Consider the following 14,191-nt stretch of genomic DNA (forward strand, 5'->3'; position numbering starts at 1 on the left):
CTTGCTTAAGCAATTGGCAGCCAGAGACATAAACGCAGGGTAATAAGAATAAACAGGAGGAAAGGTGAAAAGAAACGATAAAATCCTCCATTACGAAGGATTAAATTGATAATAAATCGGCTGAATCCCACAACTTACAGCAATTTCTCTATTTTTTTAATTAATCCTAAAATAGAGAGCCCACACATTCAGAATAAAATTCTACATTCAATAAAAAATACAGAATAAACCAGACATTCATGTCTGACCTATTCTGCATTCAGTTAGCGTTTGCAAATTGAGACTAATTGCTCTTCCATCCACTGATGGCCTTTATCGCGCCCGGCAGCTTCATGCCAGGAGAGATAACAGGTTCTGCTATTTTGTTTTAACGGCAGCGGTAATACCTGTAATTCTAAGGATTCAGCGAACTCTTCAGCCAGCCAACGCGGCGCAATAGCGACCAAATGCGTTTGCGACACCACGCTAAGTACGCTCATCATTGCCATGCCCTGATACGCGATACTGGCTTGCTTATCTACCGTGTCATACCAAGGTTGACTAAATGACGCGAAACGATCGAGCGAAACCGCCGCATGTTGTTCGTTATAAACATCATGTTTCAGTAACGGGCCCTTAATTGTTGGATGATTTTTGCTGGCTACCAGCACCATTTCATCTTTAAATAATGGCACGCTGGTAAATTCAGGACGATGGAAGTCTTCATAACTAATCACAAACTCCGTTTCCTGATAACGCAGCTGATGTTCAGTGTTCTGATTTAATGAAGACTTGAACATAACATGTATATTTGGCGCAATCTGCTCAATGTGATTATAAATCTGCGAGGTCAGAATGCTGTCTAACGGGCTGCAAACACAAAGATGAAATACACGTTCACTGCTCGCGGGTTCAAAACCTGAACCAGGCAATTCATTTTGTACTAGTTGCAATGCCTGACGAACTGAGCCAAAAAGTTGAAATGCGCGAGCAGTCGGTTGAATACCACGGCCATAACGAACAAAAAGCTCGTCATTAAACATCACCTTCAGGCGTGCAACAGCGTTACTGACCGCAGGTTGCGACATACCCAGAACATGAGCGGCACGGGTAATGTTTTGCTCCTGCATCACGGCATCGAAAACGGTTAATAAGTTGAGATCGACCATGCGTAGCTGTGGCTTGCTTAACTCCGCCGTCTCTGAATGATCTGTTTGTACCTCTGGCATACTTAACTCCACTGTCACACTTAACTCCCTTTCCCTTATTGGAATGCAGAGAAATAATCCTGAAGAATATGATTTATCATGCATATAAAATAAGAAAAAGCAAAATGAGTAAAATTCGGAAAACATAAAGATACGGGTTCTGATAAAAACAGAATCCATTGCCGTGGAATGAGTCATTTACCACAGCATAAGAATCCATAATGTTTTTGTTGCGAAAACAATCTAATCATAACTACCGCGAATACTCAATCATCTACAAAATGGATTAAATGTGCTTATTTAATAATTAATTTATATATTTAATGCATTAATTCTTAACATTAATTGATCAATAATATTCACCAAATCAATATCAAAAAAAATCGCAAAACATATAATTCAATACAAATCATCAGGATAGGTTTTGCAACGCGTGCATTTTGTCCCCTTTTTCCTCGTTGATTAGATGCAAAAATTTATGCTGAAATATGTCAACCGATGAAAAGCGTCGGTAGTTAAGCAGAAATTAATATCGCTTACTTTAACCACCGCAGCACAATTAGCTAATTTTACGGATGCAGAACTCACGCTGGCGGGACGTTTTTATTGCGTCAGGGTTGACATCCGTTTTTGTATCCAGTAACTCTAAAAGCATATCGCATTCATCTGGAGCTGATTTAATGACTCACATCGTTCGCTTTATCGGTCTACTACTACTAAACGCATCTTCTTTGCGCGGTAGACGAGTGAGCGGCATCCAGCATTAAGCCAGCACGCAGTCAAACAAAAAACCCGCGCCATTGCGCGGGTTTTTTTATGCCCGAAGCGAGGCGCTCTAAAAGAGACAAGGACCTAAACCATGAGCCAGCAAGTCATTATTTTCGATACCACATTGCGCGACGGTGAACAGGCGTTACAGGCAAGCTTGAGTGTGAAAGAAAAACTGCAAATTGCGCTGGCCCTTGAGCGTATGGGTGTTGACGTGATGGAAGTCGGTTTCCCCGTCTCTTCGCCGGGCGATTTTGAATCGGTGCAAACCATCGCCCGCCAGGTTAAAAACAGCCGCGTATGTGCGTTAGCTCGCTGCGTGGAAAAAGATATCGACGTGGCGGCCGAATCCCTGAAAGTCGCCGAAGCCTTCCGTATTCATACCTTTATTGCTACCTCCCCAATGCACATCGCCACCAAGCTGCGCAGCACCCTGGACGAGGTGATCGAACGCGCTATCTATATGGTGAAACGCGCCCGTAATTACACCGATGATGTTGAATTTTCTTGCGAAGATGCCGGGCGTACACCCATTGCCGATCTGGCGCGAGTGGTCGAAGCGGCGATTAATGCCGGTGCCACCACCATCAACATTCCGGACACCGTGGGCTACACCATGCCGCTTGAGTTCGCCGGAATCATCAGCGGCCTGTATGAACGCGTACCTAACATCGACAAAGCCATTATTTCCGTACATACCCACGACGATTTAGGCCTGGCGGTCGGCAACTCACTGGCGGCGGTACATGCCGGTGCACGCCAGGTGGAAGGTGCAATGAACGGGATCGGCGAGCGTGCCGGTAACTGTTCGCTGGAAGAAGTCATCATGGCGATTAAAGTTCGTAAGGATATTCTCAACGTCCACACCGCCATTAATCACCAGGAGATATGGCGCACCAGCCAGTTAGTTAGCCAGATTTGTAATATGCCGATCCCGGCAAACAAAGCCATTGTTGGCAGCAGCGCATTCGCTCACTCCTCCGGTATCCACCAGGATGGCGTGCTGAAAAACCGCGAAAACTACGAAATCATGACACCAGAATCTATTGGTCTGAACCAAATCCAGCTGAATCTGACCTCTCGTTCGGGGCGTGCGGCGGTGAAACATCGCATGGATGAGATGGGGTATAAAGAAAGTGAATATAATTTAGACAATTTGTACGATGCTTTCCTGAAGCTGGCGGACAAAAAAGGTCAGGTGTTTGATTACGATCTGGAGGCGCTGGCCTTCATCGGTAAGCAGCAAGAAGAGCCGGAGCATTTCCGTCTGGATTACTTCAGCGTGCAGTCTGGCTCTAACGATATCGCCACCGCCGCCGTCAAACTGGCCTGTGGCGAAGAAGTCAAAGCAGAAGCCGCCAACGGTAACGGTCCGGTCGATGCCGTCTATCAGGCAATTAACCGCATCACTGACTATAACGTCGAACTGGTGAAATACAGCCTGACCGCCAAAGGTCACGGTAAAGATGCGCTGGGTCAGGTGGATATTGTCGCCAACTACAACGGTCGCCGCTTCCACGGCGTCGGCCTGGCCACCGATATTGTCGAGTCCTCCGCCAAAGCCATGGTGCACGTACTGAACAATATCTGGCGTGCCGCAGAAGTCGAAAAAGAGTTGCAACGCAAAGCTCAACACAACGAAAACAACAAGGAAACCGTGTGATGTCGAAGAATTACCATATTGCCGTATTGCCGGGGGACGGTATTGGTCCGGAAGTGATGACCCAGGCGCTGAAAGTGCTGAATGCCGTGCGCAACCGCTTTGCGATGCGCATCACCACCAGCCATTACGATGTAGGCGGCGCAGCCATTGATAACCACGGGCAACCACTGCCGCCTGCGACGGTTGAAGGTTGTGAGCAAGCCGATGCCGTGCTGTTTGGCTCGGTAGGCGGCCCGAAGTGGGAACATTTACCACCAGACCAGCAACCAGAACGCGGCGCGCTGCTGCCTCTGCGTAAGCGCTTCAAATTATTCAGCAACCTGCGCCCGGCAAAACTGTATCAGGGGCTGGAAGCATTCTGTCCGCTGCGTGCAGACATTGCCGCTAACGGCTTCGACATCCTGTGCGTGCGCGAACTGACCGGCGGCATCTATTTCGGTCAGCCAAAAGGCCGCGAAGGTAGCGGACAATATGAAAAAGCGTTTGATACCGAGGTGTATCACCGTTTTGAGATCGAGCGTATTGCCCGCATCGCGTTTGAATCTGCTCGTAAACGTCGCCACAAAGTCACCTCAATCGACAAAGCTAACGTGCTGCAATCCTCTATTTTATGGCGTGAAATCGTCAACGAGATCGCCACGGAATACCCGGATGTCGAACTGGCGCATATGTACATCGACAACGCCACCATGCAGCTGATTAAAGATCCATCACAGTTTGACGTTCTGCTGTGCTCCAACCTGTTTGGCGACATTCTGTCTGACGAGTGCGCAATGATCACTGGCTCGATGGGGATGTTGCCTTCCGCCAGCCTGAACGAGCAAGGTTTTGGTCTGTATGAACCGGCAGGCGGCTCAGCACCAGATATCGCAGGCAAAAACATCGCCAACCCGATTGCGCAAATTCTGTCGCTGGCACTGCTGCTGCGCTACAGCCTGGATGCCGATGATGCGGCTTGCGCCATTGAACGCGCCATTAACCGCGCATTAGAAGAAGGCATTCGCACCGGGGATTTAGCCCGTGGCGCTGCCGCCGTTAGTACCGATGAAATGGGCGATATCATTGCCCGCTATGTGGCAGAAGGGGTGTAATCATGGCTAAAACGTTATACGAAAAATTATTCGACGCTCACGTAGTGTACGAAGCCGAAAACGAAACCCCGCTGTTATATATCGACCGCCACCTGGTGCATGAAGTGACCTCACCGCAGGCGTTCGATGGTCTGCGCGCCCACGGTCGCCCGGTACGTCAGCCGGGCAAAACCTTCGCCACTATGGATCACAACGTCTCTACCCAGACGAAAGACATTAATGCCTGTGGTGAAATGGCGCGCATCCAGATGCAGGAGCTGATTAAAAACTGCAAAGAATTTGGCGTCGAACTGTATGACCTGAATCACCCGTATCAGGGGATCGTCCACGTAATGGGGCCGGAACAGGGCGTCACCTTGCCGGGGATGACCATTGTCTGCGGCGACTCGCATACCGCCACCCACGGCGCGTTTGGCGCACTGGCCTTTGGTATCGGCACTTCCGAAGTTGAACACGTACTGGCAACGCAAACCCTGAAACAGGGCCGCGCAAAAACCATGAAAATTGAAGTCCAGGGCAAAGCCGCGCCGGGCATTACCGCAAAAGATATCGTGCTGGCAATTATCGGTAAAACCGGTAGCGCAGGCGGCACCGGGCATGTGGTGGAGTTTTGCGGCGAAGCAATCCGTGATTTAAGCATGGAAGGTCGTATGACCCTGTGCAATATGGCAATCGAAATGGGCGCAAAAGCCGGTCTGGTTGCACCGGACGAAACCACCTTTAACTATGTCAAAGGCCGTTTGCATGCGCCGAAAGGCAAAGATTTCGACGACGCCGTTGCCTACTGGAAAACCCTGCAAACCGACGAAGGCGCAACTTTCGATACCGTTGTCACTCTGCAAGCAGAAGAAATTTCACCGCAGGTCACCTGGGGCACCAATCCAGGCCAGGTGATTTCCGTGAACGACAATATTCCCGATCCGGCTTCGTTTGCCGATCCGGTTAAACGCGCGTCGGCAGAAAAAGCGCTGGCCTATATGGGGCTGAAACCGGGCATTCCGCTGACCGAAGTGGCTATCGACAAAGTGTTTATCGGTTCCTGTACCAACTCGCGCATTGAAGATTTACGCGCGGCAGCGGAGATCGCCAAAGGGCGAAAAGTCGCGCCAGGCGTGCAGGCACTGGTGGTTCCCGGCTCTGGCCCGGTAAAAGCCCAGGCGGAAGCGGAAGGTCTGGATAAAATCTTTATTGAAGCCGGTTTTGAATGGCGCTTGCCTGGCTGCTCAATGTGTCTGGCGATGAACAACGACCGTCTGAATCCGGGCGAACGTTGTGCATCCACCAGCAACCGTAACTTTGAAGGCCGCCAGGGGCGCGGCGGGCGCACGCATCTGGTCAGCCCGGCAATGGCTGCCGCTGCTGCTGTGACCGGACATTTCGCCGACATTCGCAACATTAAATAAGGAGCACACCATGGCAGAGAAATTTATCAAACACACAGGCCTGGTGGTTCCGCTGGATGCCGCCAATGTCGATACCGATGCAATCATCCCGAAACAGTTTTTGCAGAAAGTGACCCGTACGGGTTTTGGCGCGCATCTGTTTAACGACTGGCGTTTTCTCGATGAAAAAGGCCAACAGCCAAACCCGGACTTCGTGCTGAACTTCCCGCAGTATCAGGGCGCTTCCATTTTGCTGGCACGAGAAAACTTCGGCTGTGGCTCCTCGCGTGAGCACGCGCCCTGGGCATTGACCGACTACGGCTTTAAAGTGGTGATTGCGCCGAGTTTTGCTGACATCTTCTACGGCAATAGCTTTAACAACCAGCTGCTGCCGGTGAAATTAAGCGATGCAGAAGTGGACGAACTGTTTGCGCTGGTGAAAGCCAATCCGGGGATCCATTTCGACGTGGATCTGGAAGCGCAAGAGGTGAAAGCGGGAGAGAAAACCTATCGCTTTACCATCGATGCCTTCCGCCGCCACTGCATGATGAACGGTCTGGACAGTATTGGGCTTACCTTGCAGCACGACGACGCCATTGCCGCTTATGAAGCAAAACAACCTGCGTTTATGAATTAATCCCCTTGCCCGGTCAAATGACCGGGCTTTCCGCTATCGTCCACGTCATCAAACGTCTTTAACCTTTGCGGTTAAAAATAATGCGACAACAGAAATAACCGCAATTACCCAGTAGACAGCGGTAATGACTCCAACTTATTGATAGTGTTTTATGTTCAGATAATGCCCGATGACTTTGTCATGCAGCTCCACCGATTTTGAGAACGACAGCGACTTCCGTCCCAGCCGTGCCAGGTGCTGCCTCAGATTCAGGTTATGCCGCTCAATTCGCTGCGTATATCGCTTGCTGATTACGTGCAGCTTTCCCTTCAGGCGGGATTCATACAGCGGCCAGCCATCCGTCATCCATATCACCACGTCAAAGGGTGACAGCAGGCTCATAAGACGCCCCAGCGTCGCCATAGTGCGTTCACCGAATACGTGCGCAACAACCGTCTTCCGGAGACTGTCATACGCGTAAAACAGCCAGCGCTGGCGCGATTTAGCCCCGACATAGCCCCACTGTTCGTCCATTTCCGCGCAGACGATGACGTCACTGCCCGGCTGTATGCGCGAGGTTACCGACTGCGGCCTGAGTTTTTTAAGTGACGTAAAATCGTGTTGAGGCCAACGCCCATAATGCGTGCAGTTGCCCGGCATCCAACGCCATTCATGGCCATATCAATGATTTTCTGGTGCGTACCGGGTTGAGAAGCGGTGTAAGTGAACTGCATTTGCCATGTTTTACGGCAGTGAGAGCAGAGATAGCGCTGATGTCCGGCAGTGCTTTTGCCGTTACGCACCACCCCGTCAGTAGCTGAACAGGAGGGACAGCTGATAGAAACAGAAGCCACTGGAGCACCTCAAAAACACCATCATACACTAAATCAGTAAGTTGGCAGCATCACCTAGACAGCAAAGTGCCCCCAACTTTGTGCAATTGCTCCCTGAATAACGCCAGCCAGAATTACCCCGGTAGAAATACTGTTAGTAAATAAGGTGGTAGCTGCCCCCGCTCTTCCAGGCATTAAATCCTGAAACCATAGCATCCCAATACCCGCAACAATGCCGATAAATACAGCGTTAAAAAGTTGCAGCGTCATCAACGCCATACGGCTATGAAAGAAAATCAATCCGGTGTAAAACAGTACTCCTGCCGCCACTGCTATGACCATCATTCGCCGCTTACCATAACGTTTGACATAGTAGCCAGCCAGAATCATTGCTGGTATTTCCAGTCCAGCTGCCGTCCCCATCAGGAAACCCGCCAGTTTGTCTGGCAATCCTAACTCGCTACTGATCCACAACGGCATATCAATAATGTACATGGTGTTGCAGGTCCACATTAACGTCGAGGCGACAAATAACATCCGTACGTTACTATCCTGCCAGCCACCTTGCATTGATAAAGCATTTTCCGACGGCAGTTCTACCCGCGCCACAGACGGAAGCATAAATGCAATCAATACCAGACTGAGTGTGAATATCCCGGCGGCAATCGAAAACATCACCGTAAAGCCGTAATTCAACGCCAGCATAAAGGCCAACGGTGGACCGATAACCCATGCCAGAGAAAGCTGCGCACGCATCACCGAGCTAAACATCACCACTTCTCGCGCCGAGTTATCCGCATATTCCCGCGCCAGAGCAAATAACTGTGGCATTGCCGTATTGGCCAGAGATGCCAGAAGCACACCACAGGTGATAAGCGTCAGATAATGACGATTAAATGCAAACAATAGCGCATTGCCGATAGCCATCAAACAGCAAAATATAATCAGTTTTCGCCGATCGCCCTGACTGTCAGAACGTTTTGCCAACCAGAGGCTTACGCCGATCCCAGCAATAGCATTCACCGTATAAAAGAGTCCGATCCAGAAAGGTTGCGCGCCAACCTCACGACTCAGAAATAAGCTCAATGTAGGAGCCTGTAGCGCCCCGGCCACCCCCATCATAAAAGCGACCAGCATAAATGCCGCGTAAACACCGTTCATACGGCGAGCCATCGTCATTATCCAGATCATACGTTCCCTTTTTAGCGCGGCGAGAATAAAAAAAACCAGCAGGTATAATCTGCTGGCGGGTGATTTTACACCAATACTCAGTCACACATGATGCAGGCAAGTCAACTTTCAGAATTGCGGTCATCCCACTGCATCAGTCCTTCAAGCATGGTTAATCGTTGTGGGACGCTTAACCAACGCAACCAGCACAACTTCGCTGTCGCGGTAAAATAGTGCTGATAAAACTGACGCATGGGGCACCTCCTTGCTTCATCGTTAGGAATTATTGACTTAATATAGGGAAAATAAAATTGCTGTCTTTTGCGCAGGAGTTCCCCTTTTATGCCATCTGCTCGTCTGCAACAACAGTTCATCCGCCTGTGGCAATGCTGCGAGGGTAAATCGCAGGACACAACGCTCAACGAACTGGCAGCGTTATTGAGCTGCTCGCGTCGTCATATGCGTACCCTGCTCAACACCATGCAGGATCGCGGCTGGCTGACGTGGGAAGCGGAAGTCGGGCGCGGTAAACGCTCGCGTCTGACATTCCTCTATACCGGGCTGGCGCTTCAGCAACAGCGGGCGGAAGACCTGCTGGAGCAGGATCGTATCGACCAACTAGTGCAGTTGGTTGGCGACAAAGCGACTGTGCGGCAAATGCTGGTTTCTCATCTGGGCCGCAGCTTCCGCCAGGGGCGGCACATCCTGCGCGTGCTCTACTATCGTCCGTTGCGTAATCTGCTACCTGGCAGCGCATTGCGCCGTTCCGAAACCCATATTGCCCGGCAAATCTTCAGTTCCCTAACGCGCATAAATGAGGAAAATGGGGAACTGGAAGCAGACATCGCCCACCACTGGCAGCAAATATCACCGCTTCACTGGCGTTTCTTTTTGCGTCCAGGAGTCCATTTTCATCATGGTCGTGAACTGGAAATGGACGACGTGATCGCCTCTTTAAAACGAATCAATACGCTGCCGCTCTATTCGCATATTGCGGACATTGTGTCGCCGACGCCCTGGACGCTGGATATCCATCTCACGCAACCGGACCGCTGGTTACCGTTACTGCTGGGGCAAGTTCCGGCGATGATCCTGCCGCGCGAATGGGAAACCCTCAGTAACTTTGCCAGCCATCCCATCGGCACCGGTCCGTATGCGGTGATCCGCAACACCACCAATCAACTGAAAATTCAGGCATTCGATGACTTCTTCGGTTACCGGGCATTAATCGATGAAGTTAACGTCTGGGTTCTGCCGGAAATTGCCGACGAGCCAGCTGGAGGTCTGATGCTAAAAGGTCCACAGGGTGAGGAAAAAGAGATTGAAAGCCGCCTGGAGGAAGGTTGCTACTATTTACTATTCGACAGCCGCACCCATCGCGGGGCGAATCAGCAAGTCAGGGACTGGGTAAGCTATGTGCTTTCTCCAACTAATCTGGTCTATTTCGCTGAGGAACAGTACCAGCAACTGTGGTTCCCGGCTTATGGACTGCTCCCCCGTTGGCACCATGCCCGCACCATAAAGAGCGAAAAACCGGCTGGCCTGGAAAGCCTCACCCTGACCTTTTATCAGGATCACAGTGAGCATCGGGTGATTGCCGGGATCATGCAGCAGATTCTGGCAAGTCACCAGGTCACGCTGGAAATCAAAGAGATCAGCTACGATCAGTGGCATGAAGGAGAGATCGAGAGCGATATCTGGCTTAACAGCGCCAACTTTACGCTGCCGCTGGATTTTTCGCTGTTCGCGCACTTGTGCGAGGTGCCGCTGCTCCAACACTGTATTCCGATCGACTGGCAAGCCGACGCCGCCCGCTGGCGCAATGGCGAAATGAACCTGGCGAACTGGTGCCAGCAACTGGTCGCCAGCAAAGCAATGGTGCCGCTTATCCACCACTGGCTGATCATTCAGGGGCAACGCAGTATGCGCGGCCTGCGCATGAACACCCTCGGCTGGTTCGATTTTAAATCAGCGTGGTTTGCGCCACCGGATCCATGATTGCTGGTAGATAACAAAATCACTACACTAACGCCGTTCTCAACGGGGTGCCACGCAAACGCGTGCGCTGAGAAAATACCCGTCGAACCTGATCCGGATAACGCCGACGAAGGGATTTGAGGCTCCTTCTCAAGTCCTTTGCCACTCTTTTTTGAGGTGCAAAGTGTTAAAAAAATGTCTTCCCCTGCTGTTGCTGTGCACAGCGCCCGTTTTCGCTAAACCCGTTCTGACTGTTTATACCTACGATTCCTTCGCCGCCGACTGGGGGCCTGGTCCAAAGATCAAAAAAGCTTTTGAAGCCGACTGTAACTGCGAACTGAAACTGGTGGCGCTGGAAGATGGCGTTTCGCTTCTCAACCGTCTACGGATGGAAGGCAAAAATAGTAAAGCCGATGTGGTGCTGGGGCTGGATAACAATCTGTTAGACGCCGCCAGTAAAACCGGACTATTTGCCAAAAGCGGTGTGGCAGCGGATGCCGTTAACGTTCCCGGCGGCTGGAATAATGACACTTTCGTCCCGTTTGATTACGGCTATTTCACCTTCGTCTATGACAAGAACAAACTGAAAAACCCGCCGCAAAGCCTGAAAGAATTGGTTGAGAGCGATCAGAACTGGCGGGTGATTTATCAGGATCCGCGTACCAGCACGCCGGGGCTGGGTCTGCTGTTGTGGATGCAAAAAGTCTATGGCGATGACGCCCCACAAGCCTGGCAGAAACTGGCGAAGAAAACTGTCACGGTCACCAAAGGCTGGAGCGAAGCCTATGGCCTGTTTTTAAAAGGCGAAAGCGATCTGGTACTGAGTTACACCACCTCTCCGGCTTATCACATTCTCGAAGAGAAGAAAGATAACTACGCCGCCGCGAACTTCAGCGAAGGTCACTATCTGCAGGTGGAAGTCGCCGCCCGCACCGCTGCCAGCAAGCAGCCGGAGCTGGCGCAAAAATTCCTCCAGTTTATGGTTTATCCGGCTTTTCAGAATGCGATCCCAACCGGCAACTGGATGTATCCGGTGGCAAACGTCACGCAGCCTGCCGGTTTTGAACAATTGACCAAACCAGCAACCACGCTGGAGTTCACGCCAGCCGAAGTGGCGGCACAACGTCAGGCATGGATTAGCGAATGGCAACGCGCCGTCAGCCGTTAATTCCCGGCTGGTTAATTCCAGGTGTAAGCGCCGCCACGCTGGTGGTAGCGGTTGCGCTCGCGGCGTTTCTCGCCCTGTGGTGGAACGCGCCGCAGGGTAACTGGGTAGCAGTCTGGCAGGACAGCTACCTGTGGCATGTGGTGCGCTTCTCCTTCTGGCAGGCGTTTCTCTCGGCGCTACTCTCTGTCGTACCCGCGATATTCCTCGCCCGCGCCCTCTATCGCAGGCGCTTTCCGGGTCGGCTGGCGCTGTTGCGTCTGTGCGCAATGACCTTGATCCTCCCGGTGCTGGTTGCTGTTTTCGGCATTCTTAGCGTCTATGGTCGTCAGGGCTGGCTGGCATCGCTCTGCCAATCGCTCGGTCTGGAGTGGACCTTTTCGCCCTACGGCCTGCAAGGCATTTTGCTGGCCCATGTGTTTTTTAATCTGCCGATGGCGAGCCGTTTATTACTTCAGGCACTGGAAAACATTCCCGGCGAACAACGTCAACTTGCCGCCCAGCTTGGAATGCGTGGCTGGCACTTCTTTCGTTTCGTCGAATGGCCGTGGTTACGGCGACAAATCCCGCCAGTTGCTGCGCTTATCTTTATGCTCTGTTTCGCCAGCTTCGCCACCGTACTGTCGCTAGGCGGCGGTCCGCAAGCGACCACTATCGAGCTGGCTATTTATCAGGCGCTGAGTTACGACTACGATCCTGCCCGCGCGGCGATGCTGGCGCTGATCCAGATGATGTGTTGCCTTGGGCTGGTGCTGTTGAGTCAGCGATTGAGTAAGGCCATTGCGCCCGGCACCACGCTGCTGCAAGGCTGGCGCGACCCGGACGATCGTCTGCATAGCCGCATTTGCGACACGGTGTTAATAGTGCTGGCGCTGCTGCTGTTGTTGCCACCGTTGCTGGCGGTGATCGTCGATGGGGTAAATCGCCAGTTGCCGGAAGTGCTGGCACAATCGGTGCTGTGGCAGGCGCTGTGGACCTCGTTGCGTATTGCGCTGGCGGCAGGTGTATTGTGCGTAGTGCTGACCATGATGCTGCTATGGAGCAGTCGCGAACTTCGGGCGCGGCAGAAAATGCTGGCGGGTCAGGCGCTGGAGATGAGCGGCATGTTGATCCTCGCCATGCCGGGGATTGTGCTGGCTACCGGCTTCTTTTTACTGCTCAACAACACTATCGGCCTGCCACAATCTGCTGACGGCATTGTGATTTTCACCAATGCGTTAATGGCGATCCCTTACGCGCTGAAAGTACTGGAAAACCCGATGCGCGATATCACCGCCCGCTACAGCATGTTGTGTCAGTCGTTGGGCATTGAAGGCTGGTCACGCTTAAACGTGGTGGAGCTGCGCGCCCTGAAACGCCCACTGGCGCAGGCGCTGGCCTTTGCATGCGTGCTGTCGATTGGTGATTTTGGCGTGGTGGCGTTGTTCGGTAACGATGATTTCCGCACCCTGCCGTTTTATCTCTACCAGCAAATTGGCTCCTATCGCAGCCAGGACGGCGCGGTCACCGCGTTAATTCTGCTACTACTCTGTTTTCTGCTGTTTACCGTGATTGAAAAACTACCGGGGCGAAATGTTAAAACTGACTGATATCACCTGGCTTTACCACCATTTGCCGATGCGTTTTAGCTTAACGGTAGAACGCGGCGAGCAGGTGGCGATCCTCGGGCCAAGCGGCGCAGGTAAAAGTACCCTGCTGAATTTGATTGCCGGTTTTCTGACGCCAGCCAGCGGTTCGCTGACTATCGACAGCGTTGATCACACCACGACGCCGCCGTCACGCCGTCCGGTATCGATGCTGTTTCAGGAGAACAACCTGTTCAGCCACCTGACGGTCGCGCAGAACATCGGGCTGGGGCTTAATCCGGGATTGAAGCTGAACGCGGCGCAGCAGGAGAAAATGCACGCTATCGCCCGCCAGATGGGGATTGATAATTTAATGGCGCGGTTACCGGGCGAGCTTTCCGGCGGTCAGCGACAGCGCGTGGCGTTAGCGCGTTGTCTGGTACGCGAGCAGCCGATTTTATTGCTCGATGAACCGTTCTCTGCGCTCGATCCGGCGCTACGCCAGGAGATGTTGACGCTGGTGAGCACGAGCTGCCAGCAGCAAAAAATGACGTTATTGATGGTGTCGCACAGTGTGGAAGATGCCGCGCGGATCGCCACGCGCTCGGTGGTGGTCGCCGACGGGCGCATCGCCTGGCAGGGTAAAACCGATGAATTGTTAAGCGGTAAGGCGAGTGCTTCGGCGCTGTTGGGAATTACAGGTTAAAAGCGCACGGACAGTCCCCTCGCCCCTCTGGGGAGAAGGGAACAAACCAGCGCCGATGCAAACTATCC

General features: G+C 52.2%; 13 protein-coding genes, 2 pseudogenes and 1 riboswitch. Of the genes and pseudogenes, 10 read left to right on the forward strand and 5 right to left on the reverse strand.

Annotated features, from left to right (window positions below):
• Positions 1 to 64: 64 nt before the first annotated feature.
• The gene (locus C1P89_RS26025; protein WP_128566915.1) at positions 65 to 109 is read left to right on the forward strand and encodes a hypothetical protein; all 45 of its coding nucleotides are present in this window, start codon (positions 65 to 67) and stop codon (positions 107 to 109) included.
• Between the two features lie 154 nt (positions 110 to 263).
• Here the strand turns inward: C1P89_RS26025 and leuO are convergent, their stop codons facing one another.
• On the reverse strand, positions 264 to 1,208 hold the full coding sequence (leuO, locus tag C1P89_RS15250; protein WP_001297362.1) for a transcriptional regulator LeuO: 945 nt from the start codon (positions 1,206 to 1,208) through the stop codon (positions 264 to 266).
• Positions 1,209 to 1,867: 659 nt separating this feature from the next.
• Here leuO and leuL point away from each other — a divergent pair.
• The 5 genes from leuL to leuD all read left to right on the forward strand — a co-directional run bounded on the left by leuL (position 1,868) and on the right by leuD (position 6,728).
• Positions 1,868 to 1,954 (forward strand): leu operon leader peptide, encoded by an 87-nt coding sequence (gene leuL, locus C1P89_RS15255; protein ID WP_001300467.1) that lies wholly within the window; start codon positions 1,868 to 1,870, stop codon positions 1,952 to 1,954.
• A gap of 92 nt (positions 1,955 to 2,046) precedes the next feature.
• Positions 2,047 to 3,618: a 2-isopropylmalate synthase gene (leuA, locus tag C1P89_RS15260; protein WP_000082861.1), complete on the forward strand. Its 1,572-nt coding sequence runs from the start codon at positions 2,047 to 2,049 to the stop codon at positions 3,616 to 3,618.
• A complete protein-coding gene (gene leuB / locus C1P89_RS15265) occupies positions 3,618 to 4,709 on the forward strand; it encodes a 3-isopropylmalate dehydrogenase (protein WP_000042385.1) in 1,092 nt (363 codons plus the stop codon). Before leuA ends, leuB begins: the two co-directional genes overlap by 1 nt.
• 2 nt (positions 4,710 to 4,711) lie before the next feature.
• A complete protein-coding gene (gene leuC / locus C1P89_RS15270; RefSeq protein WP_001140659.1) occupies positions 4,712 to 6,112 on the forward strand; it encodes a 3-isopropylmalate dehydratase large subunit in 1,401 nt (466 codons plus the stop codon).
• 10 nt (positions 6,113 to 6,122) lie between these two features.
• Positions 6,123 to 6,728, forward strand: coding sequence for a 3-isopropylmalate dehydratase small subunit (leuD, locus tag C1P89_RS15275; RefSeq protein ID WP_000818228.1), 606 nt, complete (start codon positions 6,123 to 6,125; stop codon positions 6,726 to 6,728).
• Between the two features lie 48 nt (positions 6,729 to 6,776).
• Here the strand turns inward: leuD and C1P89_RS26490 are convergent.
• The 4 genes and pseudogenes from C1P89_RS26490 to sgrT form a co-directional block, all read right to left on the reverse strand.
• Positions 6,777 to 6,864, reverse strand: a pseudogene (locus tag C1P89_RS26490) (hypothetical protein); the annotation flags it as partial.
• Positions 6,864 to 7,561, reverse strand: a protein-coding gene (locus tag C1P89_RS15285; protein WP_237158176.1) for an IS1-like element IS1A family transposase whose coding sequence is annotated in 2 segments (ribosomal slippage) — positions 6,864 to 7,312 and positions 7,312 to 7,561 — 699 coding nt in all. Because the reading frame shifts where the segments join, the coding sequence is not laid out codon by codon here. The gene C1P89_RS15285 and the pseudogene C1P89_RS26490, both read right to left, overlap by 1 nt.
• A gap of 57 nt (positions 7,562 to 7,618) precedes the next feature.
• A pseudogene (gene setA / locus C1P89_RS15290) lies at positions 7,619 to 8,731 on the reverse strand (sugar efflux transporter SetA); the annotation flags it as partial.
• Between the two features lie 101 nt (positions 8,732 to 8,832).
• The gene (gene sgrT, locus C1P89_RS15295; protein WP_001248770.1) at positions 8,833 to 8,964 is read right to left on the reverse strand and encodes a glucose uptake inhibitor SgrT; all 132 of its coding nucleotides are present in this window, start codon (positions 8,962 to 8,964) and stop codon (positions 8,833 to 8,835) included.
• Between the two features lie 88 nt (positions 8,965 to 9,052).
• On the opposite strand from sgrT, the gene sgrR reads away from it, so the two are divergent.
• The 4 genes from sgrR (at position 9,053) to thiQ (ending at position 14,123) form a co-directional block, all read left to right on the forward strand.
• Positions 9,053 to 10,708 (forward strand): DNA-binding transcriptional regulator SgrR, encoded by a 1,656-nt coding sequence (sgrR, locus tag C1P89_RS15300; RefSeq protein ID WP_001297366.1) that lies wholly within the window; start codon positions 9,053 to 9,055, stop codon positions 10,706 to 10,708.
• A 33-nt stretch (positions 10,709 to 10,741) separates the two neighbouring features.
• A riboswitch (TPP riboswitch) is annotated at positions 10,742 to 10,841 on the forward strand.
• A 30-nt stretch (positions 10,842 to 10,871) separates the two neighbouring features.
• Entirely contained in the window at positions 10,872 to 11,855 is a 984-nt protein-coding gene (gene thiB / locus C1P89_RS15305; RefSeq protein WP_005141399.1) for a thiamine ABC transporter substrate binding subunit, read from the forward strand.
• Entirely contained in the window at positions 11,831 to 13,441 is a 1,611-nt protein-coding gene (gene thiP, locus C1P89_RS15310) for a thiamine/thiamine pyrophosphate ABC transporter permease ThiP (RefSeq protein ID WP_000235699.1), read from the forward strand. Before thiB ends, thiP begins: the two co-directional genes overlap by 25 nt.
• On the forward strand, positions 13,425 to 14,123 hold the full coding sequence (gene thiQ / locus C1P89_RS15315) for a thiamine ABC transporter ATP-binding protein ThiQ (protein WP_000916308.1): 699 nt from the start codon (positions 13,425 to 13,427) through the stop codon (positions 14,121 to 14,123). The genes thiP and thiQ overlap by 17 nt, the downstream gene beginning before the upstream one ends.
• The last annotated feature ends 68 nt before the right edge of the window (positions 14,124 to 14,191 follow it).

This window comes from Shigella sonnei (genome assembly GCF_002950395.1).
In the GTDB taxonomy this organism is placed as follows: domain Bacteria; phylum Pseudomonadota; class Gammaproteobacteria; order Enterobacterales; family Enterobacteriaceae; genus ECMA0423.